The sequence below is a fragment of the Amycolatopsis sp. NBC_00345 genome (assembly GCF_036116635.1).
In the GTDB taxonomy this organism is placed as follows: domain Bacteria; phylum Actinomycetota; class Actinomycetes; order Mycobacteriales; family Pseudonocardiaceae; genus Amycolatopsis.
The window spans coordinates 2,162,089-2,186,322 of the sequence record NZ_CP107995.1 but is presented as its reverse complement, the minus strand read 5'-3'; the positions used below and the strand labels follow the sequence as shown (position 1 = coordinate 2,186,322).

Here is a 24,234-nt window from a genome sequence, read left to right as displayed (position 1 = left end):
GACGTCGGCGGGGGCAGCGAATTCGGTGGTGGGCGGAGGATCGGCGGGCTCGCCGTCGGGCTGTGGGCGGGCCTTTGCGATGCCGAGGCCCAGTCGTCTGCTCTCGACAAGCGAAGCGCGTCGTGACCGCGGGGGCGGCTCCGTCGGGCGCAGCTCCGGCTCGCGGTACACCGGCTCGATTCGGGCGGCCGGTTCCGGGAGCGACTGCGGGCGGGGCGGCAGCGGTGTGGGTCCGCGCGCCGGGGCGGGACGCGGCTCGTGGTTGAGCTCGGCGTATCGGGCCGCGAGCTGACGGTCCTTCTCCCGGTATCCCAGGTGGACGAGATCGGACGGCCGCCAGGGCACCTCGGGCGCCTGGGGTTCCGTCACTTCGGCGACGGTCAGCGGCGGCGACTCCGGCCGGGGCGGAACGGCCCGCCACACCGGCAACTCCGCCAGGATCAGAGAAGGCGCGGGAGGCGCGCTGTCGGCAACAGAGATCTCGGGACCGAGGCCATTGGCGAGCCAGGCATTCGGCGGCGCGGGCATTTCGGCGGCCGGATTGCTTCCGGCCGACGCGGATACGGGGGCCGCGGGCCGGCCGGAGACCGGGTCCTTGAGTGTCCGCTGCCCCGGCGGCTGGCGGAGCGGCAAGTCGACCAGATCGTGCTGAACGGGCACCGCGGTGACAATTCCGCTGATCCGCCCCGCGGGGCCGGTGATTCCTGCCGCCGCCGAATCCGCCGAAGGCAGCATCGGCCGGTGCAGCACGCCGATCGACGCACCGGCGGCGGTCAACGGGGCCTGAGCCGCCAGTGTGGACCGCAAGGGCGTCATCGACCGCCAGGCCGGACGGTAACGAGCACGGTCCACTCCGGACTCAGACCCGAAGCCGGAGCTGGACCCGGGCTCGGGTCCGGCCCCGGCCCCGGCCCGCCCAACGGCCCCGCCGTCTCCACCATCCACAGTAGACTGATCAGCCACGCCCCCGGACGGACCAGCGGCCCCCGGGCGGCTACGGCGCCACGACCAGCCGAACATCGCACCCTCCCTCAGCCCTCCGGGAACTCAGTCCTCCGGAACCGCCCCGTCCAGGCGGGCGTTGATGACGCCGATTTCGGTGATCACCCTGGCCCTCGTCGCATGGTCGAGGTCCAGGATCGAGTCGAGCGACCAGTGCAGGTGGTAGGCGATGTAGACGATCTCCTCCCACAGCCGGTCCGTGAACCGGTCCGCAAGCCGGTCCACACGCCGGCCCGCGAACCGCTCCGTCGCCTCGGTCACGACGGCGCCGCACCCGCGACGTCGACCAGGAACTGGTGCCCGCACTCCGGGCAAGCCACCTCGGCCTCGGTGTGGCCCTGCTGGTTGACCCGGCGGTAGAGGTCCTGCAGGAAAGCCAGGTCCGACGCGAAAAGATGCTCGACGACGAACCGGTCCACCCCCGGCAGCGCGCCCAGCCTGGTCACCGTCTGCATGATCAGGTAGACCGACAGGTACGCGGGGTTCTGCCGGACCAGCGGCTCGGCCTGGGCGACGAGCTCGTCCTTGGCGGTGGCCAGCCGCAGCAGCCCGTCCCGGTGGAGCTTGCCCTGCTCGTCCACGTAGCCGCGCGGCAGTGCGAACGGGTACTCGGTGCGCAGCACGGGGTGCTCGGCGACGGCGGCCATCAATTACCGCCCGGTCCGCTGGGCCCGGACCCGTTCTCCAGGTCGATCTGCTCGCAGACGAGCGTGACCGTCGCGACCGCCGCGTCGCTGCCGCCGGCCTTGAAGTTGCCGACGTCCAGTTTGGACGGCCACGCGTTGAGCAGATGGTACGTCTGCTTCACCGCACCGGTCGAGTCGAGCAGGAGCAGCGAACAGCTCTTGCGGCCCGTCGGGTCGCCGCGGAGCACCTGCTGGTGCCAGCCCCACAGCGTCTGGTCCTGGTCCACCCCGCGCTTGAGCGTGACGGTCGCGGGCTTGGTCCGGCCGTACACCTTCGACAGCGACACCCCCAGCGAGTTGCTGGACATGTACTCCGTCACCTCGACCTCGGAGGTGATGCCCGACAGCTCGGAGAAGGAGATCCCGTTGCTGGTGGTGTTCCCGTCGAACTGAATGACGAACCGCGCGGCGCTGACCAGGGTGTTCGTGGTGTCGAGATCGGCCGTCTGGGAGCGAAGTCCTGTTCGTGGCATGGCTCATCCCTTGTAAGGTTCAGGAAAACTGGTGGTTACTCTTCGAGCGCCGCGCCCTGCGGCATCTGGGAGATCTGGAACACGACGAACTCGGCCGGCTTGACCGGGGCGATGCCGATCTCGATGAACAGGTGCCCGGCGTCCCGGGACTCCGGCGGGTTGTTCTCGTCGTCGCACTTGACGTAGTACGCCTCGGCCGCCGACCGCCCGGCCAGTGCGCCGCTGCGCCAGATCCGCTGCAGGAACGAGCCGACGACGCGCCGCACCGCGGTCCACAGGTACTCGTCGTTGGGCTCGAAGACCACCCAGTTGGTGCCCTGGAGGATGGACTCCTCCACGTAGTTGAACAGCCGGCGCACGTTGATGTAGCGCCACTCCGGGTCGCTGGACAGCGTCCGCGCGCCCCAGACCCGGATGCCCTGGCCGGGGAACGCCCTGATGCAGTTGACGCCCAGCGGGTTGAGCAGTTCCTGCTCGGCCCGGCTGATCGAGGTCTGGAGCCCGACCACGCCGCGGACGACCTCGTTCGCGGGCGCCTTGTGCACCCCGCGGGTCTCGTCGCTGCGGCCCCAGATCCCGGCCATCTGCCCGCTGGGCGGAACGGTGATGATGTTGCCCGTCGCCGGGTCGAGGGTCTGCACCCAGGGCCAGTAGAGCGCGGCGTACTTCGAGTCGTAGCCCGCGACGTCGGAGCGCCAGTCCCGCATCTGCTGGGAGTTCAGCCCGGGCGGCGGGTCGAGGATGGCGACCCGGTCGGACATCAGCTCGCAGTGCGCGATCATCGCCAGCTGGACGGCCTTGACGCCGTCCCCGTCGATCTGCCCGCGCTGGTGCGCTGACATGAGGTCCGGTGCCAGCACCATGGTGATCTCGTCGATGGCCTCGAAGCCGCCGATGCCGGTGCGCTCGATCGGGTCGCCGACATAGGCCGACGCGAGGACCGGGCCGGGCGCGGGCTCGCGGATCGCGAGCGCCGTCGTGGTGTCCTTGCGCGGCGCGCTCAGGGTTTCGCCCCTGGTGTGCTCGAGGGTGATCAGCTTCGACTGCTTGGCCACCACGGCGGCCACGTTGTTCGGGCCGCGCTTCACGGTGACGTTGTCGAAGGATTCTTCGACTTTTCCGTTGCGCAGCACGTCGAGGCGGAAGTTGCCGTCCGCCGCTTCACCGGCGTCGGCGACCGACACGGTCAGCTCGTCACCGGCGCCCGGCGCGAGGGCCCGGACCGCGAACGCCGGCCGCCCGTCGCCGCCGGCCGCGGCCGGGATGGCCGCCTCGCCGAGCGGGGGCGCCGTGTTCTCGCCGGTGCCGCCCGCCAGCCGCAGGATGTAGGCGGAGCCGCCGCCGTTGAGGAAGAAGGCGTACACCGAATGCGCGAGGTAAACGCCTTCGATGAATCCGCCGAACGTGCGGGTGAATTGGGTCCAGTTGGTGATCAGCGTCGGCTGTGAGAGCGGCCCTTTTTCCGCGAACCCCACGAATCCGGCGACCGCGGTGCCGACACCCTCGATGGGCCTCGACCCCGACGACACCTCCTCGACATACACCCCTGGTGCCAGATAATTAGCCATCGAGTCTCCCAGTCCGAGCGATTCCGAGATGAACAGCTGCGTTTCAGGCTGGCAGCCGCGGCCGCCGTTGCCACGGGGCTGACGCGCACAGTCGTGGTCAAGCCCCGGTTGCCCTTCGAGGCAATCCGGAGTGGCCGTGCGGCGGGCCGCGGCCACGCTGTCCGCGCCCCGTGCCGTGGGCGAAGCTCGGGACGTGCTGGCTGACCTGGCTTCCTCCCTTCGCGAATGGCTGACCGCCGAGCTGTCGCCCGGCACGGTGATCGGGTTCGACCCGCCCCACGTGCTCGCGGGCATGGCGCGGCGGCCGCAGCGGGCCGGGATCGTGAACGTCTTCCTCTACGGCATCACCGAGGACCTCGACGGCATCCCGGCGGCCCGGGTGCGCGTGCTCAACGACGAGGGCCGGCTCACCGGCACCGTCGCCCCGGCCCGCAACTACCACCTGACCTACCTGGTCACCGCGTGGGCGGCGGACACCGAAGAGGAAGCCGAGCTGCTCGGCGCGGTGATCGGCGCCCACGCCGAAAAGGACACGCTCGGCGCCGAGCACCTGCGAGGCTGCCTGCGCGAACTCGACACGGCGCTCCCGGTCCGGCTGGGCTGGACCCCGGGCGGGCGCGGCCACGACCTGTGGCCGGCCCTGGGCGTGCCGATGCGCACCGCAGTGGACCTGACGGTCACCGCCCCCGTCCAGCCGTCCCGGCTGCGCCCGCCCGCCCCTCCGGTCAAGACCGCCGAGCTCGAGGTCCACGACACCGTGCGGGGGCTTCCGCCCGAGCCCCGGCCCCGGTGGCGCCGGACCTCCATCACCGAGCGCTGACAGCAGAGGGGCACGCCCATGTTCCGGTACTCGCTCGTCGTGGTCCTCCTGCTCCTCGCCGCGGCCCCGCTGGTGTTCGCGCCCGGCGCGCCCGGCGACCCCGGGGATCCGAGCGCCGTCGAACGCGTGGCCCAGGACGGCTCGGACCCCATGAGCCCGACCGTGCAGCCGACCTACCGGGACTCGGTGTACGGGGACGTGGTCATGGCCGGCAACAGCTCGCTGCGCTGCCCGACCGGCGACGAGGTCGCGGGCGACAATCCGCCGGCCACCTGCCAAGCCGCCACCGAAAGCACGCAGCCCGCCCCGCGGGACAACAGCGCCGACAACAACGGCTACTACCTGCACCAGGCGAGGGACGACGGCCGCACCGACTCGTTCAACTCCAGCAGCGCCGAAGTCACCGTCCCGAGCGGCGCCACGGTGCGGTACGCGCAGCTGAACTGGGGCGGGCACACCGGGAAGGTCTCGGGGTTCTCGGGCGTCAACTGTCTCCCTCCCCTTATGCAGCAAGGCGAGGCGCCGCCCCAACCGGCCGCGGCGGCCCCGGCCCAGCAGCGCCCCCGGATCGCGGTCGCCGGTGGCGAACCGCAGGCGGCCGTCCTCGACCCGGCGCACTTCACCACCACGGACGGGCTGGCCGAGGCCGGCCAGATCTACACCGACTGGGCCGACGTCACCGGCACGTTCGCCGGCGCGCCGACCGGCGGCGCGGTCAAGCTCTCGGTGAGCAACGTGTGGGCGCCGTCCGGGCCGGGGTGCGCGGGGGGCTGGTCGATCGTGGTGGTGTTCGACTACGGCCAGCCGCACGCGCCCTACCTCGTGCCCCGGGTGATCGACCTCTACTCCCAGGACATGCCACAGAGCGCGGCTCTGTCCGGGCTGCTCGACCCGCTGCTGCCCGGCGGCCTGCCCGCGCCGCTCGGGCCGGTGGTGGACGGGGTGGCCGGCCTGCTGCCCGGCCTCACGCCGTCGTTGACCGGCACCAGTGTCGTGCTGCCCGGCGTGTCGCCGAAACGCTCCACCGCGGACATCACGGTCGGCCTGACCGGGTACGACGGCGACCGGGGCCTGGGCCAGGAGACCTTCTCGGTCGACGGCACCCCCATGGCCGAGCCGTGTTCCGGCGAAAACACCACAGTGGACTTCTTCCGCTCGTGTGCCGTCGGCGCGATCGACCCGCTCGACCCGGTCAAGCGGACCACGAACAATCTCAGCGTGGACGCCAAAACGGTCAAGCCCACGCTGGCCGACAACACCGACGGGTCCATCAAGATCGGGATCGACAGCGTCGACGACTTCGTGGTCCTGCAGAACATCGTGCTGGCCGAAACCGTCGCGCCCGCGGTGTCGCTGACCATGACCGGCCCGGCCACGCCCATCGGCCAAGGCGACCTCGCCACGTTCAACCTGCGGATCCGCAACGACGGGGCGCTGCGGCTGAGCGACCTGGACGTCGGCCTCAAGACGCGCGAGGACACCAGCGCGGATCCGGGCATCCGCTGCACGCCGCTCGCCCTGCCGTCCCTCGGCCCCGGCGAATCCGCCGACGTGCGCTGCGTCCAGCCCGCCCGCACCGCGCCCGCGTTCACCACCGACGCCACGGTCACCGGGACCTACCTGATCGGCACGACCGGCCGCCGGAACACCGTGCAGGCCTCCGCGAGCGCGACGGTCCAGGTGACGCCCGCGGACTACACCGTCGAACGGGTGCCGGACCGGCTCGTGGTCCGCGAGGGCGCCAAGCTGAACTTCGCGGTGCGGCTGGGCAACAACACCACCACGGACGTGACCGGCGTGGGCTACGCCGACTCGGCGGCCCCGGAGTGCGCAGCACCGGCCGCCACCCTGTCCCCGGGAACGCCGATGGAGTTCTCCTGTACGGCCACCGCTCCCGCGCAGACCTTCACCAGTTCGGGCACGATGACCGGAACCATTCCACAAGGGACGGTGACGGTGCGCGGACAGCCCATCACGACCACCGTGATCGACCCGGCGGTCAGTATCACCACCTCGGTGGACAAGACCAGCCTGTATCCCGGTGACACGGTCCGGCTGACCTTCGGTCTGCACAACGACGGTGACCAACCCGAGGAGACGCTCACGAACCTTGTGGCGTCAGCGCCGAAAATCTGCAGCGCGCCACCGGTTCCCGTGCTCGGACCCGGCGCGTCGGCCGAAGTCAGCTGTGACGCGCAGCCCACGGAGATCGGGCCGCTCACGCTGGAAGCCGCTGTGACGGCCGAGGATGTGAACGGCGACGCGGTGAACGCGGCCGCGGCCCCCGTCACCATCACCGTGCTGGCGCCGCTGATCACCTTGAGCCAGCAGGTCGACCAGCCCCTCGTCCGGCACGGCGACCAGGTCAAGGTGACGTTCACCGTCCAGAACACCGGCACCGCCCAGGACGGCCCGGTGACCAACATCGCGGTGGCCAGCCCGACCCTGCCCGACTGCCGGCCGCAGCCGATCGCGCAGCTCGCCCCGGGGCAGAGCGCGACGGCCGAGTGCACGGCCAAACCCGACCGGAGCTTCGACAACCAGGCCACCGCCTCGGCCGTCGACCAGGCGAACCGGGAGATGCGGGTCGGTTCGCCGCCGCTGCGGGTGACGGTGATCAACCCGGCCCTCGCCATCAGCACCACGGCCGATCCGCAGGAGGCGAAGCACGGCCAGAAAGTCACGTTCTCCGTGACCATCCGCAATACCGGGGATGTGCCGCTGACCGTCGACGTGCGCAACGACAGCGCTCACGACTGCGACTTCACGCTGAACGGCGACGGCCTGCAAGTCGGCGCCGCCAACGGCGTCACGTGCACCGCCGCCGCCCCCGCGGACGAAAGCAGCACCGACCTCACGAACACCTCGTCCTATTCGGCCACTCCCCGGGTGAACGGCGCCGACATCGGCCAGCCGCTGACCGGGACCGACTCGGCGACGGTCACCGTCACTGCCGGGCAGGCTCCACCGGACAGCAAGGCCGCCAGTCCGGGCACCGGCCAGTCCGGTGGTCTGGGGCCGAATACCAGCGGAGGCACCGGCAGTACGAGTGCTGCCGTGAACGCCGGTGGCACCGTCGGGAAGGCGACCGGCGGGACCGGCCCCGGCACCTCGAACCCGGGAAAGCTGGCCTACACCGGCGTGCCGCTGGCCGCGGGAATCGTCATCGGCGGCGGCCTCCTTCTCCTCGGCGTCGCCACCGTCGCCGCCACCGCGTACCGCCGGCGAACCGGAGACTCGCCGTTGCGGCGCTGGTGGCCCGGGGACTGAACGAATAACCCCACGACCTGTCGGCCACCTCGAGATCGGAGTCCCATGAGCCAGCCCCACGACTTCGCCGCGCAGCTCACCGCGTATCTGGTGGCCGCCACGGAGAACCGCGAAAAGAACCGGACCGTGCCCGATGAACCGGCCGACGACCAAGGACCGGCCAAGCGCCGGAAGAAGAACAAGGAAGTCCAGTGGAACGACGCAGTCAAGGACAATGAAACACTCCCCGTGGGGCAAAAGGGGAAATACGACCGGCCGCGGCCCGCCAATCCGGCCACCCCCGTCCTCACCGGCGAAGGAACCCAGCACCAGAAGAACCCGGCCCGGGGCGACGCCCACCCGCTCAAGGCCTTCTCGGCCACCCCCTGGGAAGACGACCACCTCGCGGACCACGCGCTCGACAGCACCTCCCACGCGCTCGCCGACCAGGTCAAGGACCGCAGCAACAACACCAGGCCCGGGATGGCGGGCGCGCTGGTCGCGGGAGCCCGCATCTCCGATCACACCAGCATGAAACAGGGCGACCCCCACGTCCATCCGCTGGTCAGCAGCATACTTTCCGATATCGGCGAAAAAGAAGACAACGTCAACAAGCCCAACCGCGACCAGAACAACAACGAATACCCGATGGGGAACGGACACGGCCGGTGCGCCGAAGTCGGGGTCATCTCGGACTACCTGTGGGAGGTGGACCCCGACAACAGCTGGAGTCTCAGCGACGCCCGCAACCACTTCGAGCACCTCGGCGCCGCGACCGCCGCGAACCTGACCGCGCCCAAGGTGGCCACCCCGGCCAAGCCGGTCGCGCTTCCCCCCATTCCCCCTTGCGACAGCTGTAGTTACCTCACCTACAAGCTGTGCATCCCCACCCTGTCGCCGCAGACCGAAAGCACCGGCGCCGACACACCGCCGGCGCTCAAGAACTACTCCTGGGACAAACGGCATTGAGCACCGGTGAGGAGCGCCCGTGACCACCATCGTCTCCGGCCATGGCGAGGATCCCGACGGCGGAACGACTTTCGTGCCGCGAGGCCAGACCGTGCGGATGTACACCGAGCACACCGTGAACCTGCGCAACGACGTCGCGCTGACGGCGATCCTGGACGGCGCCCGCCAGCCGGCACCGAAGCCCGAACTCCACCTCAACACGGCGTACGACTTCGACGTCGCCCATGGTGGCTTTGCACGGTCCCGTCGAGGCACTGGTGCTCACCCCGCTCAGCTCAGAGGCGAGTCTCCCCAGCGAAGCCCCGCCTCCGCGGACCCGCCCGACCCCGGCGCCTCCCCCTTTGCCTACGTGGGAAGGCGGATCACCGGGAATCCCCCGGACCAGCAAGCCGTCGCGGAGGCCGAGGCCTACCTCGATCGTCTGCCGGAATCGACCATGGGCCTGTTGCACAGCTACCCTGGTACGGCGACGCGCTCGACCGGGCGATGGACCAGAACGCCTTCTGGCAGGAAACCGGAAAGCTGGATCCGGCCGTCCAGACGAAGATCATGGCCATCCTCAGCGAATACTCGACCCGGAAGGGCGCCCCGGCCCCGCCGGCGGACCCGAACGCGGCGGGCCCCGCCGAGAGCCGACCGGATCGCCCGGGCGGCGCGGTCCACGGTCCGGCCGTACCCCGGGTTGGTCACCAGCCACTCAAGCGCGCCGACGACCAGGGCCGGGCCCGCCTCCAACGCGGACCGTGGTCGCGGACCTGCCGGAGCCGACCCGGGGCGTCCTCCGTGACCGCAGTTCGTGGCTCGGCGCCTGGTTCCTCCGGGTCGAGCTCAAAGAGTGGCTCCGCCGGCGCGTCCAGGTTTCCTGGTCTTCCGGCTGAACCGCCGGTCAGGCTGACGCCGCGATCTGCAACGAGGCATCCCTGATGACCGTGGCGATCTCGGCCGGATCCATGAACGCCGCCTCGGGAAACTCCTTGAACATCTCCGAGACGATCTCCGGCGGGATGACCTGTTGTTCCGGCGGAAGCCCCTGGATCGCCTGCTCGGCCGCTTCGATCGCCGCCGAGACTTCCGCTTCGGAGGGCTGGGCGCCGACGTCGCCCGCCGGAGCCGCACCGCTCGCTTCGGCGAAGGCCTCCTCGCTGACGGAGAATCCGAGCGTGTCACGCAAATACGCCAACCGGCCGGGCAGGTCGAGTCCGTCCATCCAGGACAGATGCGGATCCAGATCCGCACCCACCCCGGCACCCGCAGCCCCCTCGGCAAACGCTGCCCGCCAAGTGTCCCAATCCGCGCCGTCCCAGCCCTGCCAGAAATCCCGGTTCTCGGCGCAGAACGCCTCCCAGCCACCGGAACCGGCGCCGGCCAGTGCCTCCTCGTTGACGGAGAACCCCAGCGTGTCACGCAAATACGCCAACCGACCCGGTAGGTCGAGTCCGTCCATCCAGGACAGATGCGGATCCAGGTCCGCACCCACCCCGGCACCCACAGCCCCCTCCGCGAACGCGGCCCGCCACCCCGCCCAATCCGCGCCATCCCAGCCCAGCCAGAACGCCCGGTTCTCGGCGCAGAACGCCTCCCAGCCGCCGGAATCGGCGACCGGGGCGTCGGCCTCGTCCGCCGGTTCTTCCTCGAACTCCGCCTCTTCCTCAAGCTGTTCCCGGAGCTGGTCCAGCCGCGCCCCCGTGCCTGCCTCGTTCACGAAGGCGCGCGTGATATCGGGCCAGTACCGATCGAGGCCCTCGGCCTTCAAGTTCTCCTCGAAGGTCTCGACGGCAGTGCTGAACGACGGTTCCCGCTCACGCACCTGAGTCAAGAACTCGTCCAGCTCCGGACCCTCCCCGCCCGGGTAGGCGTCGATGACCAGGTCGAAGAATTTCTCGCTGTCCGCGCCGAGCAAGTCGACGGGAACCGCCAGAATGGCCGCAACGGCTGTGTCGTCCATCTGTCGTCGTACCTTTCCAGTCCTTCTGGGACACGGGGTCGTTCTGGGCGGAGCTGTCGGCGGGCTACGGCGTTACCTCGCCCGTGGGCCCGACCTCGACGACGGCCGGCGCGCCGTGAAAGGCGGTCCGTGTCGGGTCCAGGCGGAAATACGCCAGGAATTCGTCGCAGGATCCCCCGTCTCCCGGCGCCCAGTAAGAGGGCTGCTGGTAGACGTGGTAGACGTCGGCCGCCGCCGCGAGCTGCCGGAACTGGCCGACCCTTCCCCACTCCGGCGCCGAAGCGGCCCGGGCGGCCGGAATGTGGCCGGAATAGATGTGGGCCAGGGTGCGGGTGTTCCCGGGACCGAGGAGGACCACGCCGATGCATCCCCCGAACCCGTCGGTGTACAGCGTGGTCACGTCGTCGTCCACCGTGCCGATTCCTTCCATGTCCACGTGCACCCGAACCGGCGCCGGCTCCGCGTCGCCTTCTTCGACGGCCAGGCACTGCCCGAGCCGGCGCAGCACATCCCGGTTCGCGCGCAGGAAGGCCCTGAGGTTACGTGTGATGACACCGTGGTTTTCGACGCCGGCGCCACCCGCTGGGGCAGTCATTTCGCTCACTCCTCCGCTTCTTGCAGGGCCTCGGCCACGACCGCGGCGATCTCCTCATCGGACAGTTGCTCGAATCCGGGGACCTGCGCGGCGATCTCACCGGCGAGGTCGGCCGGGATCTGCGTTTCCTCGCTGGGCTCTTCCCCCGAAGCTGTGCCGCTCGCTTCGGCGAATGCGTCCTCGTTGATCGCGAATCCGAGCGTGTCGCGCAGGTAGGCCATCCGGCCCGCCGCGTCGAGACTGTCCATCCAGGACAGATGCGGGTCCAGATCCGCACCGACCCCGGCACCCACAGCCCCCTCCGCGAACGCCGCCCGCCACCCGGCCCAATCCGCGCCGTCCCACCCCTGCCAGAAGTCCCGGTTCTCGGCGCAGAAGGCATTCCAGTCACCGGAAGCGGCAGCGGCCGAAACGGCGGCCAGCGCGTCCTCGTTGATCGCGAACCCGAGCGTGTCGCGCAGATAGGCCATCCGGCCCGCCGCCTCCAGGCTGTCCATCCAGACCAGGTGCGCCGCCAGATCCCCGTCAACCCGGCCCTGGGCCGCGCCCTCGGCGAACGCCGCCCGCCACCCGTCCCAATCCGTCCCGTCCCAGCCCAGCCAGAACTCCCGGTTCTCGGCGCAGAAAGCCGCCCAGTCACCGGGCTCTTCGACGGTCTCGGCCGCGACATCATCGTCCGCCGGTTCGTCGTCGGCTTCCGGCTCTTCACTGAACTGCTCGTGCAGATCCGACAGCCGCGCGCCGGATCCGGCATCATTCACGAAGGTTCGGGCGATCTCGGCCCAGTGGCCGTCGACGCCCTCCGCCCGCAAGTTCTCCCTGAATTCTTCGGCGGCACCGGCGAACGACGGCTCCCGCTCGCCCACCAGGGTGACGAAGTCGTCCAGCGAATTCGGGCCCTCACCACCCGGATAAGCGTCGATGATCACATCCAAGAACTTTTCGGTGTCCGTCCCGAGCAGATCAGCCGGAACCGCCAGAATGGCCGTAACCGCCATATCGTCCATCTGTCGAACCTTTCTGCTGTTTCGGTTGACGGTAACGACGCGGCGTCGCGGTGCGCGAGGACCACCGAGGTGGCACCACGGACACTCGCCGTTGCCCTCGGAGGCAGCCACGGCGGCGCCCGCCGGCCCGGCGATCTCTTCCCGGCCGGTCATGTTGAGCGGGTGTTGAGCGGCCACCGAAGACTGGCCTCGACGGACTTCACCACGGCCCTTGACAGCGCAGGAGGCCAGACCATGCAGCGAATCCCGGTCCACGTACGCGGGTTGGATCCGATCTCCGAGACGGGGGTGATCACGCAGCTGCGGTCCAGACCGGAGCTGACCATGGTGCCGGCGATGAGCGACGGGCCGGACGTCGTCGTCGCGGTCGTCGACGTGATCAACCCACCGGCCATCGACTTGATCCGCGCGCTGCGCGGCGAAGGCGCACCACGGATCATCACGGTGCTTTCCGCTCCCGACGACGCGGCGCTGCTGGCCGCGGTGGAAGCCGGCGTCTGCGGTGTGGTGTCGCGAGCCGAAGCGACCCCGGAGCGGCTCACCACCGCGATCACACACGCCGCCGCGATGGAGGGCGTCCTGTCCCCCAAGCTGCTCGGCCGGCTGCTCGAACAGGTTTCCCGGCTGCAGAACCAGGTACTGGCGCCCCGCGGCCTGCACTTCTCGGGCATCTCCGAACGGGAGGCGACCGTGCTGCGGTTAATCGCCCAGGGAAACGAGATCAAGGAGATCGCCGAAGAGCTTTGTTATTCGGAGCGCACCATCAAGAACACGCTGCACGACGTGGTCAGCCGCTTCCACCTTCGCAATCGGACCCACGCCGTCGCCTTCGCTCTGCAAGAAGGATTGATCTGAGCGGCGTCTCCGCGGGCAACCCGGCCAGGCGGTATCGGTTTCCCGCACAGACAATTCACCGCGCGCGGCCCGTGATCCGGCCCCGGCCGGTGCTCTACTGAATTCCCGGCGGTCGCCCGTTCTCGCCATGGATACGAGCTGAGAGGATGAGCCGGTTTGACCAAGTCGTCTGGTAACCAGGATCAGGTTCGGCGCGGCCGCCGGAGCGCGGGCCGGACCGCCGCCCCCGCGGGCCGTATCCGGCGCCCCTCGTCGGCGGGCGTTCTCGGGCTGTCCGCCGCGCTCCTCATCGGACTGGCCACGGGCGCGGCACCCGGCGCGGCCGGGCCGGCCGGTCGGGCTACACCGCTCGCCCCGCCCGCCGGTGGGCCGGCGCCTTATCCACAGGGGGCCGACGGCAACGTCCCGCCGACCGCGCCACTGCCGTCCGGCGACCTGCCCACGTTCTCCGGCGATCAGCCGATCCCGCCGCTTCCGGATGACGGGCCGAGGGTCCGGATCACGCTCACCAACGGGATCCCGTCGACCGTGCTCGACGCCTACCGATCGGCGCAGCTGCGTTCGGACGCCCTTCAACCGGCCTGCCACCTGCCGGTGGCTTTGCTGGCCGCGATCGGCAAAGTGGAGTCCGGGCACGCCCGTGGCGGCCAGGTCGACGCGGCGGGCACCACGCTCCAGCCGATCCTCGGCCCGGTCCTCGACGGCGGCGCGTTCGCGGCGGTCCCCGACACCGACGGCGGCCGGTGGGACGGTGACGCGGTGTGGGACCGGGCGGTGGGGCCCATGCAGTTCATCCCGGGGACCTGGGCCCGCTGGGCGTCCGACGGCAACGGCGACGCGATCAGCAGTCCCCACAACGTGTACGACGCCAGCCTGGCCAGTGCCAGGTACCTCTGCGCCGGCCGCGACCTCGCCACGGCCGACGGGCTCACCGCCGCCATCCTCAGCTACAACCACTCCGCCACCTACCTCAACCTGGTGCGGGCTTGGATGAACACCTACAGCACCGGCATGACAGCCTTGCCGGACAACGAATACGCCATGGCCGCCCAAGTGGAGAAGGTGCCGTCCGCCGCCCCGGCCGCCGGGCCTGCCCCGGTGCCGTCCCCGCCGTCCGCTCAGACTCAGCCAGGCCCGGAACCCCAGCCGCCATCACCCGGTCCGAGTCCCACGCCCACGCCACCGGCCCCGCCTTCCCCGACTCCGGCCGTCCCGCCGGCGCCCCCGGTGCCCGGCCCGCAGCCGAACGCGCTGTGCGGGGTCACCGACACGCTGGGCACGCTCCTGGGCACCCTGCTCGGCGGGCTGACGGGTGCTCCCCCGGCGACGTCGGCGCCTTGCGCGGCCCCGCCGTCGACCGGCTCGGCTCCGCAGGCGCACTGATGCCCCAGCCTTCAGCCACCGTCGGCCAGGAGCGCCTGATACGCCCCTTCGGCCCGCGCGGCGGCGGCCCTGTTGCCGGCGCGGACGTTGGCCGCGGCCAGCAACGACCAGAGCCGGTTGTCGAGTTCGTCGATGGTCACGCCGCGCTCGCAGACTTCGATCGCTTCGGCGGCGTCCCCCCGGTTGAGGGCCGTGCCCGCCAAGACGGCCGCCGCTCCGGCCGCCTCCCCGCGTACGGCCTCGCGCCGGGCGAGGACCCACTCGGCCGGCCCTTCCTCGACGAGCAGTTCGCCACGATACAAATCAAGGACGCGGTATCCGAGTGCCATCGCCGAAGCGGTGTCTCCCGCTTGCCGGGCAGTGCGCCACCGTCGGACGGTTTCGGCGAACTCGACCACGTCCACCAGGCTTCCCGGCGGCAGCCGCAGCAGGTAACTGTTGCCATGGCGGAGGATTCCGTATTCGGCCGGGAGATGAGCGCGTAACAGCGCGCGCAGGCTGGAAACGGCCACCTGCAGGCGATGCTTCGTCCGGTTCGCCGGGCAGTCCGGCCACATGGCGGTCATCAGCCGCTCCTCGTGCAGCGGGTGCCCGTACTGCACCGACAGCATCCTCAGCACCTGACGGGCCTGGGCCCGCAGGCCGCCCAGCCCGACCTCGGTCCCGGCCACGGTCAGCGTGTACCGGCCCAAGCAGCGCACCACGGCCGGCACCGCGAGCTCAGCGGGGGGCTCGGCGGCGGGCTCGCCGACGGCGACCAGCGCGCGTCGCGGGACCGGGGTCCGGATGGCGGCGACCAGCCGTTTCCCCTGGGCAGCAACACGATCGATCACCGTGTCGGCGGCCAACCGGCGCAGTTCGGCCTGCCCGTCGTGGGCGCGCGGGTCGCCGCGGCGGTCCCACTCGTCGGCCAGCACCAGCCGGAGCCAGGTCTCCGGCACGCGGGCGCCGAGGGCTCGCGCGCGCGACGCCGCCGTCTCCAGTACTTCGGCCGCGTCCAGTCCGGCCCGCAGCCGTCCGACGGCCAGGAGACAGCCTGCCAGCACCGTGCCCCACTCGTCCCCGACGCCGCAGCACTCGTCCAGCACGGCCGCGGCGTCCGCGCAGCCTTCCTCGTCGACGACCGCGGTGGCGGCCCGGGCGAGGCGGGCCAGCCATAACCAGCCGGCCTCTTCGCACTCGGCAGCAAGGTCGGCGAACCGGGTGTCGCCGCGGCGCGGCCGGCCGACACTTTCCACCACCGCCACGAGGATCCGGCTCGCCAGCGCCACGAAGGCCACCGGTCCGTTCGCCAGCGGCCCTGCGATCTCGACGGCACGGTCCGGCCGGCCGTCGAGCAGCGCGGCCACCGCCCGGCCCAGCGTCCACCCCGGGCTCTGCGCGGGCACCGCCCGGTTCAGCAGCTTGGCCGGGTGTCTTCGGAGCGCGTCGGCGAGGTGCCGGTTGATGTCGTCCACGAGGGGGTCGCCCGGGCGGCCGAGCCAGCCGGCCACCCCGGACCGTTCCGTGGTGCACTGCCAGCGCAGCGCGGGGTCGGGCAGCAACGCCTCGGCGTCCGCGTAACGGCGGTGAGCCGCGTCCAGCCTGCCCTCGCCCCGCAGCCGGCGCGCGTCGGCCAAGGCCACCCACGGGTCGTCACCGAGCAACGGCGCCGGCAGCGCCGCGTCCGCGTGGATCCCGCCGGGCCGGGCACCGAACCGGTGGAGCACGGCCGCGGCGGCCACCCAGTCACCGGCGTGGGCGTGACAGCGGTACGCCTCCGCCCACCGGCCGGCGCCGGCCAGGTACTTGGCCGCCGAACGGTAGGCCTGCCGGCTCCGCTGCGCGCCCGCGCGCTCGGCCAGGCACCGTTCGAGATATTGCTGGAGCAGAACGTGGAAGCGGTGCGCGCCACCACCGTCCGAGACGCGGAACGTCAGTGCCTGCCGCGCGGCCAGCTCGGTGATGGCCGCGCGGCTGCCGGTCCGGTCGAGCAGGACATCGCACAACGGCCCGTCGAGCACACCCAGCGGGGCCGCCGCGACCATGAACTCGCGCAGCGGCGCGGGCAGCGGGTCGAACACCTCGCGGGTGAGGAACTCCACCAGCCGAGGCGACCGCGTCAACGGCGCCGCGAAGGTTTCCGCCCGGTCCCGTTCCGAGAGCAGCACCGTGTCCAGGTGCAGCAGCCGCACCGCCCCGGCCAGGCCCTCGACCCGCGCGCACAGCCGGGCCGCCTCGGCCGGGGAGAGCGGCACTTCGTAGACCCCGGTGAACAGCTCGGCCACCTCCGAAGGCCTCAGCCGCAGGTCGTCGTAGCCGACGCGCGGAGCCGTGCCACCGATCCCGGCCACCCGGTCGTCGCGCCCGGCCACCACGAACCGCAGCCCGGACGGCGCCTCCGCCAGGAGCCGGGCCAGCGCCCGATCTCCGGGCGTGCCCACGAGATGATGCGCGTCGTCGAGGTGGACGACGAGACGCGAGGTGTCCCTTCGCGCCAGCTCGTCGAGCAAACCGTCCAGCCCCGCCGGAGCGGTGACGCCGATGACCCGTGCGAGCCGGGCGATCAGCGCCGCTTCGGTGGTCACTCCCGAGTCCAGCCCGCACGTCAGGACCAGGTGCCCGGACGGGGCCCGCGCGGCGAGCTGGCGGAGCAGCACGGACTTTCCCGAGCCCGCCGGGCCGACCACCAGGCCGACCGGCGCCGAGGCCACGAACTCCGCTTTGGCCATCAGGTCCGGCCGGACCAGCAGCCCGGCCAGCCGGGACCGCGCCGGACCGTCCTTGATGCCGCGACCACAATCCGGCGCAGCACGAGGGCGAGGCGGCTCTCCTCCCCCGCCGGGACGCGTTCCACCGAGGCGATTGTCCTCTTTGCCGGTTTCTTCCTCGTGGATACAAGACATGAGGTGCGGCATCTCCTCGAGTTCACCGGCTGCCGGGACAAGCACGCCTGCCGCGGAGTCAACGTCACCGGCCGGTCGGCCACGACCAGGAAAGTACGGAGAGGCCTACGCACTTCCCGGCCATCGTCTAAGGGTGGCCACTTCGTATTGGGGTGACGTTGGGGTGTGCCGGAATGACGAACCGGCGGGGCTCGTTTTGCCGGGCAACGATCCGTCCGAAGGAATGAACGCGGGAACAGTAGACAAGAATAGCCTAACAACGCCTGTTCGGCCTCTTGACAAGCCGTGAGAGTCGGCTAAAGACCCGGGGATTCGGTGACGTTGCGTGGCACCGGCGCGGGCTGAAACTGGTGGCTGGCAGACCGCCGGAGGGGCGGTACCCTCCTTGCATGCCTGAGCCGCCATTGCTGGAAAGAAGCGCACAATTGGCGGTGCTGACGTCGGCGCTCGACACGGCGGCCCACGGCTCGGGCACCCTCACCGCGATCGTCGGCGCCGCCGGCCTCGGCAAATCGCGGCTGCTGGCCGCGGCCGGAGCCGCCGCGTCCCAGCAGGGTTTCGACGTTTTTTCGGCGCGCTGCTCGGAACTCGAGGGAGACATCGCCTTCGGGCTGGTCCGGCAGATCTTCGAGCCGCACCTCATCCGGATGACCCGGGCCGACCGCGAGCGTTTACTCGACGGGGCCGCCGGCAAAGCCGCCGCGGCGGTGCTTTCGGACACCGTTTACTCCGGATCGACCTCAGGCGACTTCGCCATTCTCCACGGGCTCTTCTGGTTGACGGCGAATCTGTGCGAGCGCGGCCCGGTCGCTTTGATCATGGACGACCTCCACTGGGCGGATACCGCCTCACTGCGTTTCCTGGCCTATTTGCTGCCCCGGCTCAACGCGCTGCCGATCACCATGCTGGTCGCCCATCGGCCGGCCGAGCCGGGCGCGCCGCACCACCTGCTCGGCCAGATCGTCACCGACGCGGAGAGCACGGTGCTGCGCCCGGCGCCCCTGACCGAGACGGCGAGCGGGCAGCTGGTGCAGAGCGTGCTGGACGGCAGCGCCGAAGCGGCCTTCTTGCGCGCCTGCCACGCGGCCACCCAGGGAAATCCGCTGCTGCTGCACGATCTTGCCGCGACCTTCAAGGCCGAAGGCCTGGTTCCGAGCGCTGACAACGTTGCCATGGTCGACGTGCTCGGGCCACGGGCGGTCGCCCAGCGCATCTCGCTGTGGCTGCACCGCTTGCCCGCCGAATGCGCGACCCTCGCCGAGGCGGTGTCGATCCTCGGCGACGGCACCGCCCTCCAGACCGCCGCGGCGCTGGCGCGGATGTCCACTGAAGCGGCACTGCGCGCCGCCGAGAGCCTCGAGCGGGCCGAGCTCTTCCACCCGGGCCCGGCGACCGCGCTCCCGGACGGGGTCCAGCGGGTCCAGTTCAGCCACCCCCTGGTCCGGACCACTGTGTACGAAGGGATCGACCCGGCGGCACGGGTTGACGCGCACCGCCGCGCGGCCGGGCTCCTCACCGCGTCACGGCACCGGGCCGAGCGGGTGGCGACGCATGTCCTCCGGCTGCCTCCCGCGCAGGACGAACGGGTCGTGACCGTGCTTCGCCAGGCGGCGGCGGAGGCGTTCGCGCACGGGTCTCCGGACAGCGCCGCCACCTACCTGCGCCGGTGCCTCGCGGAACCGCCCCCCGCGGAAGTCCACGCGGAAGTGCAGTGGGAACTGGGCCGGATCATGACCCTGGTGGACACCCGGCGGGCCGCCGACGACCTGCGCACGGCGCTCGCGCTCGCCACCTCGGCCCAGCGGCGCGCCCAGATCGCGGTTCTCCTGAGCACCGCGTTGATCTACCTCCTCGGTTTCGAAGAAGCCGAAAGCGTCTGCCTCGGTGCGCTGGCGGACCTTCCCGCCGAGGAAGCCGGCCTCCGCGGTCAGCTGGAAGCGAACCTGCTGCTGATCCCGATCCTGCAGCCGGGCCGGCCGGATCTCGCCGACCGAAGACACACCGCCGGCTCGATCAGCGGCCACGGAGGCGGGGCGTTGGACTGCCTGCTCGCCGCGCACCGCGCGCTGCATGGTGATCCGGAAGCCGTCACCCTCGCCCTCGACGGTCTGCGCGGCGCCGGTGTGGTCGAGCAGGTCTATCCCGAAACCATCGCCGCGCAGGTCGGCTGGATCGTCCTGATCCATGCCGACCGCGACGAGGCGATCTCGAGCATCGACGCCGCGATCGCGCGGGCCCATCAGCACGGGAGCGTCAACGGCCTCGCGACCGCGCACGTCCTTCGCGGGCTCGCCTGGCTGCAGCGAGGCCAGCTGGCCGAGGCCGAAGCCGACATCCTGGCCGGCCTCCGCAGTGCCGACTCGGCCCGGATGGAGCTCGCGGCGTTGCTGGGCCACTGTTTCCTGGCCGACGTCTTCATCGAGCAAGGCCGCCTGGACGACGCCGAGGCCACGCTCGACGCGCTGAACGTCCCCGATCCCGTGCCGTTCTTCGGCCCCCTGTTCTGGTACCTCGATTCCCGGGCCAAACTACTGCGCCGGCGGGGAAAGCTGGAGGAGGCGCGGCAAACCGCGCTGGCGAGCGGCCAGCGGCTCGCCATGCACAACGCGCACGAGGTCGCTTCGCTGAGCCCTTGGCGTGTCGAAGCCGCGACTTGTGCCCACCTGCTCGGCCAGGAGGACCAGGTGAAGCTGGCCGACGAGGAGCTGCGGATCGCCAGGCAGTGGGGCGCGCCCCGGGCGCTCGGGTGCGCGCTGCGGGTGCAGGGCTTGGTGCTGGGCCCGCGAGAAGGGATCCAGTACGCCCGCGAAGCGGTCGAAGTGCTCGAGCGTTCGCCGGCCCGCCTGGAGTACGCGCGGGCCCTGGTCGACTACGGGTCGGCCTTGCGCCGCACCGGACGTCGTGCCGACGCGCGGGAGCCGCTCCTGCGCGCACTCGACATCGCGACCGCCGCCGGCGCCGTGCCGTTGCGGGAACAGGTCCGCGGCGAGCTCCAAGCAGCGGGAGTGCGGCCGCGACGGACCCGCGCCACCGGGCCTGCCGCGTTGACCCCGAGCGAGCGCCGGGTCGCCGAGCTGGCCATCGCGGGCGGCACCAACCGGCGGATAGCCGAGGAGCTGTTCATCACCGTGAAGACGGTGGAAGTCCACCTCACCAGCGCGTACCGGAAGCTCGGCATACGCACTCGCGACAAGCTGGCGTCCGTGCTGCTGTCCGCGCAGCCATAGCCCATGGCCCGACGGGACGGCAACCTGCCGATGACGACGACCAGCTTCGTCGGACGCGGCCGAGAGCTTCGGGAAGCGCGACGGGTCCTGCGCGACGAGCGGCTCGTCACCCTGGTCGGCACCGGCGGTGTCGGCAAGACCCGCCTGGCGACGGAACTGGGCGCCACGGTGGCACGCGATTTCCCTGGCGGCGTGTGGCTGGTCGATCTGGCGGCGCGCTCCCCCGGCGCCGACATCGCGGACGCGGTATCGGCCGTTCTCCCATTCCGGCCGGGCGGCGGGATACGCGCGCTCGCCGAGTACCTCGATCGCCCGAGCACCTTGCTGATCCTCGACAACTGCGAGCACCGGCTCGACGAGTGCGGCCCGTTCGCGACCGGATTGCTGCGCCGCACTTCCGGCACCCGGATCCTGACCACCAGCCGCGAGTCCCTGGGGGTGCTCGGTGAGAACGTGTTGGAGGTGCCGGATCTCAAGGGCTACGACGCGATGGAGTTGTTCGCCGGTCGCGCGCGGTCGATCCTCCCCGGCTTTTCCGTCGCTCCCGGGTCGGCGCCCGCCGTGGCGAAGATCTGCTCCCGGCTCGACGGCGTCCCGCTGGCGATCGAGCTGGCCGCGACCCGGTTGCGCACCCAGTCCTTGGCCGAGCTGTCGACGGCGTTGGAAGACCGGCGCCGGCTGCTGGGCCTCGGCAGCCGGACCGCCCCGTTCCGGCACCGTTCGCTGGGCCACCTCAGCGCGTCGAGCTACGAACTCTGCACGCGCCGAGAGCGCGAACTCTGGGCCCGCCTTTCGGTTTTCGACGGCACTTTCGACCTCGCCGGGGCCGAGGCGGTGTGCGACGGCGACGGCATAGCCCGCGAAGACGTCCTCCGCCTCATCGCCGGACTGGTCCGCAAATCCGTGGTCACCCGGGTCGAAGACGAAGGCGAGACGGGTTACCGCTTGATCAACACTGTTCGCCAGTACGGTGTAGATCGTCTGCTGGAGAAGGGTTGTTGCGAGTTCTACCGGGAGCGTCACGCACGGCACTTCAGCGCCGCGGGCCGGCGCTGGGAATCCACACTTGATTCCCTCGCGTTCCGCACGCAGGCCGATCCGGAACTGACGCGCCGTGAGCAAGAAGTCGCGAAGCTGGTCCGGGCCGGGCTCACCAACCAGGCCATCGGCGAAACGCTGGGCATCTCGAAGCGGACCGCGGAGTCACACATAGCGCGGATCATGTCGAAGCTGGGATTCGGCCGCCGGACCCAGATCTCGGCCTGGGTCGCCAAGGAATACCCGGGCTCACGCCGGTGAGAGCTCATCGCACCGGACGCTCCGCAACCCATGCGGCGATCTGCGCACGGGCGGTGAAGCCGAGCTTCGTGAGAATGTGCCCGACGTGCGTTTCGGCCGTCCGGCGGGCGATGACCAGCGAGCCGGCGATCTCCTGGTTGCTCAGGCCCCGGGCGACCAGGTCGGCGATCTCCCGCTCCCGCGACGTCAGCTGCGGACGGGCGGCCGGTCGTCCGCGTTCTTTCAGCGCGCCCGGCTTGCGCGGCGCGGCCGCATAGGAGACGGCCTCGTTCTCCCTCATCCGGGCGCCGGACCGGTAGGCGGCATCGAACTTCTCGTCACCGAGGGCCGACCTGGCCGTTTGCTCGCAGCGATCGTGATGCGCGCCCAGGTGCGCGAGGCCGGACAGCCGGCTTCCGATCGTGTCGCGCGCCGCCTCCGCCGCGCCGAACACATGCGCCGCGTGGACGTGCTCGCCGGCGTCGACCGCGGTCCACGCGAGCGTCTCGAGGGCCAGCGCGACCAGCCAGCGGTCCTCGATCTCCGCGCCGATCAGTAGCGCGCGCGTGGCCGGTGCGGCGGCGTCACCGCGGTCGCGCCGGACGAACCGCTCGATCGCGTCGTACCAGGACAAGTAGCCGTACGCGGCCGACTCCCGGTCCGGCCGCAGGAACGTCTTGGCCTGTTTGACGGACGCCGCCGCCACCGGGTCCCCGGCAAAACACCGGGACATGACCTGCTGGAACCTCGACACCCGCACGCCGTCGAGGTCGCCGGCTTCGCCGTGCCGCCGGATCGCTTCGCCGAACCGGGTGACGGCGACGCCGGCGTCACCGTCGAACAGATCGGCCAGCGCGGAGAACTGGGCTTCATGGGCCATGACCGAAGCGTCCTGGGTGCGCTCGGCGATCTCCCGGCACTCGCTCAGCAGGACCCGCGCGGCCGGGCCGTCACCCTGCATCAGGGCGAGCCAGGCGTTGGTCCACAACGCTTTCGCGCGCACCGGTTCCGGTCCGGGCGCCTGGTCGAGCGCTCGGTCCAGCCATCGGCGCCCTTCACTCAGCGAGTCCAGCGCCCGGCGGTGAGCGCACAGGGACGTCGCGAGTTTCAGGGCGGCCGGGCCGCCGTCCGCCTTCGCCAGGCAGAAGTCCAGTGCCTGCCGCAGGTTCGCGCTTTCCGCCCGGACCCGCTTGTACCAGGCGAGCTGGTCCGGCCCCAGCCACTCCGCCTCCGCCCGCTCCACCAGCCGCACGAACCAGTCACGGTGGCGCGCTGCCGTCCGCTCCTGCTCCCCGGCCTCGGCCAGCCGATCCCGGCCGTACTGGCGGACCACCTCCGCCATCCGATACCGGGTCCGGCCATCCGTCTCGGCGCGCTCCACGACCGACTTCTCGACCAGCCCGGCCAGCGCCTCGTCGAGGACGGCCCCGCCGAGTCCCGCCCCGGCCACCGCCTCCGCCGCCGCCAAGTCGAATCCGCCCGCGAAGACCGAGAGCCGCGACCACACCGCGCGTTCGGCCGGCGTGCACAGCTGGTGGCTCCAGTCGATCGACGCCCGCAAGGTTTGCTGCCGTTTCGGCGCGGACCGGTTGCCATCGGTGAGCAGCGCGCAGGAGTCGGTCAGCGCCTCGCGGACCTGGGTGAGCGACAAGGTCCGCAAGCGGGCGGCGGCGAGTTCGATGGCGAGCGGGACGCCGTCCAGCATCCGGCACAATTCCGCGACTTCGCCACAATTACGATCGGTGACGGCGAAATCCCGGTTGACCGCGTTCGCCCGCCGGAGGAACAGGGTGACGCCGTCGTAGTGGCCCAGCATTCTCGATTCCAGCGGGCCGGCCGCCTCGGGCACGGCCAGCGGGTCCACGTGGAGGATCCGTTCTCCCGCCGTGCCCAGCGGCTGCCTGCTCGCCGCGAGGATACGCAGGCCCGCACACGCCGACAGCAGCTCGTCGGCGAGCGCGGCACACGAATCGAGCAGGTGCTCGCAGGTGTCGAGCACCAGCATCAGGCGCCGGCCCGACAGGAAGCCGACGAGGTCCCGCTCGTCGCCCAATCCCAGCACCGACGCGACTTCCGCGGCCAAGCGGCCCGGGCTCCGCAGCTCACCGAGTTCGACCAGCCAGACCCCGTCGGGAAACGCGCGGCGCAGTTCGGCAGCCGCGCGCAGGGCCAGCCGGGTCTTGCCCACGCCACCCATGCCGGTCAGCGTCAGCAGCCTCCCGCCACTGAGCGACCGGCGCACCGCGGCGAGGTCCCGCCTCCGGCCGACGAAGCTCGTCAATTCGGCGGGCA

18 protein-coding genes are annotated in these 24,234 nt (G+C 71.2%); 8 read left to right on the top strand and 10 right to left on the bottom strand.

Annotated elements, in window-relative coordinates; genetic code table 11:
• Nucleotides 1-1,047 precede the first annotated feature (1,047 nt).
• The 4 genes from OG943_RS09690 to OG943_RS09675 are packed head-to-tail and all read right to left on the bottom strand — an operon-like array spanning nucleotide 1,048 to nucleotide 3,729.
• Nucleotides 1,048-1,263, bottom strand: a complete 216-nt coding sequence (locus OG943_RS09690) for a DUF6760 family protein (protein WP_328609377.1) — start codon at nucleotides 1,261-1,263, stop codon at nucleotides 1,048-1,050.
• Complete coding sequence (locus OG943_RS09685; RefSeq protein ID WP_328609376.1) at nucleotides 1,260-1,649, bottom strand: phage tail assembly protein; 390 nt, start codon at nucleotides 1,647-1,649, stop codon at nucleotides 1,260-1,262. The genes OG943_RS09690 and OG943_RS09685 overlap by 4 nt, the downstream gene beginning before the upstream one ends.
• Nucleotides 1,649-2,161 (bottom strand): phage tail protein, encoded by a 513-nt coding sequence (locus OG943_RS09680; RefSeq protein ID WP_328609375.1) that lies wholly within the window; start codon nucleotides 2,159-2,161, stop codon nucleotides 1,649-1,651. The genes OG943_RS09685 and OG943_RS09680 overlap by 1 nt, the downstream gene beginning before the upstream one ends.
• A 35-nt stretch (nucleotides 2,162-2,196) precedes the next feature.
• Nucleotides 2,197-3,729 (bottom strand): phage tail sheath family protein, encoded by a 1,533-nt coding sequence (locus tag OG943_RS09675; protein WP_328609374.1) that lies wholly within the window; start codon nucleotides 3,727-3,729, stop codon nucleotides 2,197-2,199.
• A 136-nt stretch (nucleotides 3,730-3,865) separates the two neighbouring features.
• Here OG943_RS09675 and OG943_RS09670 point away from each other — a divergent pair, with 136 nt between their 5' ends.
• From OG943_RS09670 to OG943_RS48300, 4 genes are read left to right on the top strand one after another with little or no spacing between them, the layout of a single operon-like run.
• Nucleotides 3,866-4,549, top strand: a complete 684-nt coding sequence (locus OG943_RS09670) for a Pvc16 family protein (RefSeq protein WP_328609373.1) — start codon at nucleotides 3,866-3,868, stop codon at nucleotides 4,547-4,549.
• Between the two features lie 18 nt (nucleotides 4,550-4,567).
• Nucleotides 4,568-7,819, top strand: coding sequence for a hypothetical protein (locus tag OG943_RS09665; protein ID WP_328609372.1), 3,252 nt, complete (start codon nucleotides 4,568-4,570; stop codon nucleotides 7,817-7,819).
• Nucleotides 7,820-7,864: 45 nt separating this feature from the next.
• Nucleotides 7,865-8,767 (top strand): YwqJ-related putative deaminase, encoded by a 903-nt coding sequence (locus OG943_RS09660; RefSeq protein ID WP_328609371.1) that lies wholly within the window; start codon nucleotides 7,865-7,867, stop codon nucleotides 8,765-8,767.
• Between the two features lie 19 nt (nucleotides 8,768-8,786).
• Nucleotides 8,787-9,554 (top strand): putative adhesin, encoded by a 768-nt coding sequence (locus OG943_RS48300; RefSeq protein ID WP_442874704.1) that lies wholly within the window; start codon nucleotides 8,787-8,789, stop codon nucleotides 9,552-9,554.
• A gap of 99 nt (nucleotides 9,555-9,653) precedes the next feature.
• Here the strand turns inward: OG943_RS48300 and OG943_RS09655 are convergent, their stop codons facing one another.
• The 3 genes from OG943_RS09655 to OG943_RS09645 all read right to left on the bottom strand — a co-directional run bounded on the left by OG943_RS09655 (nucleotide 9,654) and on the right by OG943_RS09645 (nucleotide 12,314).
• A complete protein-coding gene (locus OG943_RS09655; RefSeq protein ID WP_328609370.1) occupies nucleotides 9,654-10,712 on the bottom strand; it encodes a hypothetical protein in 1,059 nt (352 codons plus the stop codon).
• A gap of 64 nt (nucleotides 10,713-10,776) precedes the next feature.
• Nucleotides 10,777-11,307 (bottom strand): hypothetical protein, encoded by a 531-nt coding sequence (locus tag OG943_RS09650; protein ID WP_328609369.1) that lies wholly within the window; start codon nucleotides 11,305-11,307, stop codon nucleotides 10,777-10,779.
• Nucleotides 11,308-11,312: 5 nt separating this feature from the next.
• The gene (locus OG943_RS09645) at nucleotides 11,313-12,314 is read right to left on the bottom strand and encodes a hypothetical protein (RefSeq protein WP_328609368.1); all 1,002 of its coding nucleotides are present in this window, start codon (nucleotides 12,312-12,314) and stop codon (nucleotides 11,313-11,315) included.
• A gap of 234 nt (nucleotides 12,315-12,548) precedes the next feature.
• On the opposite strand from OG943_RS09645, the gene OG943_RS09640 reads away from it, so the two are divergent.
• Together OG943_RS09640 and OG943_RS09635 are read left to right on the top strand one after the other, a co-directional pair.
• Nucleotides 12,549-13,169, top strand: a complete 621-nt coding sequence (locus OG943_RS09640) for a response regulator transcription factor (protein WP_328609367.1) — start codon at nucleotides 12,549-12,551, stop codon at nucleotides 13,167-13,169.
• Between the two features lie 156 nt (nucleotides 13,170-13,325).
• Entirely contained in the window at nucleotides 13,326-14,552 is a 1,227-nt protein-coding gene (locus OG943_RS09635) for a lytic transglycosylase domain-containing protein (protein WP_328609366.1), read from the top strand.
• 11 nt (nucleotides 14,553-14,563) lie between these two features.
• On the opposite strand, the gene OG943_RS09630 is transcribed toward OG943_RS09635, so the two are convergent.
• Both OG943_RS09630 and OG943_RS09625 read right to left on the bottom strand, forming a co-directional pair.
• Complete coding sequence (locus OG943_RS09630) at nucleotides 14,564-17,263, bottom strand: BTAD domain-containing putative transcriptional regulator (protein ID WP_328609365.1); 2,700 nt, start codon at nucleotides 17,261-17,263, stop codon at nucleotides 14,564-14,566.
• A complete protein-coding gene (locus tag OG943_RS09625; protein ID WP_328609364.1) occupies nucleotides 17,263-17,388 on the bottom strand; it encodes a hypothetical protein in 126 nt (41 codons plus the stop codon). Before OG943_RS09625 ends, OG943_RS09630 begins: the two co-directional genes overlap by 1 nt.
• Nucleotides 17,389-17,826: 438 nt before the next feature.
• Between OG943_RS09625 and OG943_RS09620 the strand changes: the two genes are divergently transcribed.
• Complete coding sequence (locus OG943_RS09620; RefSeq protein WP_328609363.1) at nucleotides 17,827-20,664, top strand: helix-turn-helix transcriptional regulator; 2,838 nt, start codon at nucleotides 17,827-17,829, stop codon at nucleotides 20,662-20,664.
• Nucleotides 20,665-20,667: 3 nt separating this feature from the next.
• Entirely contained in the window at nucleotides 20,668-21,963 is a 1,296-nt protein-coding gene (locus tag OG943_RS09615) for a helix-turn-helix transcriptional regulator (protein ID WP_328609362.1), read from the top strand.
• 4 nt (nucleotides 21,964-21,967) lie between these two features.
• Here OG943_RS09615 and OG943_RS09610 read toward each other — a convergent pair whose 3' ends face one another.
• Nucleotides 21,968-24,223 (bottom strand): ATP-binding protein, encoded by a 2,256-nt coding sequence (locus OG943_RS09610; RefSeq protein ID WP_328609361.1) that lies wholly within the window; start codon nucleotides 24,221-24,223, stop codon nucleotides 21,968-21,970.
• Between the last annotated feature and the right edge of the window lie 11 nt (nucleotides 24,224-24,234).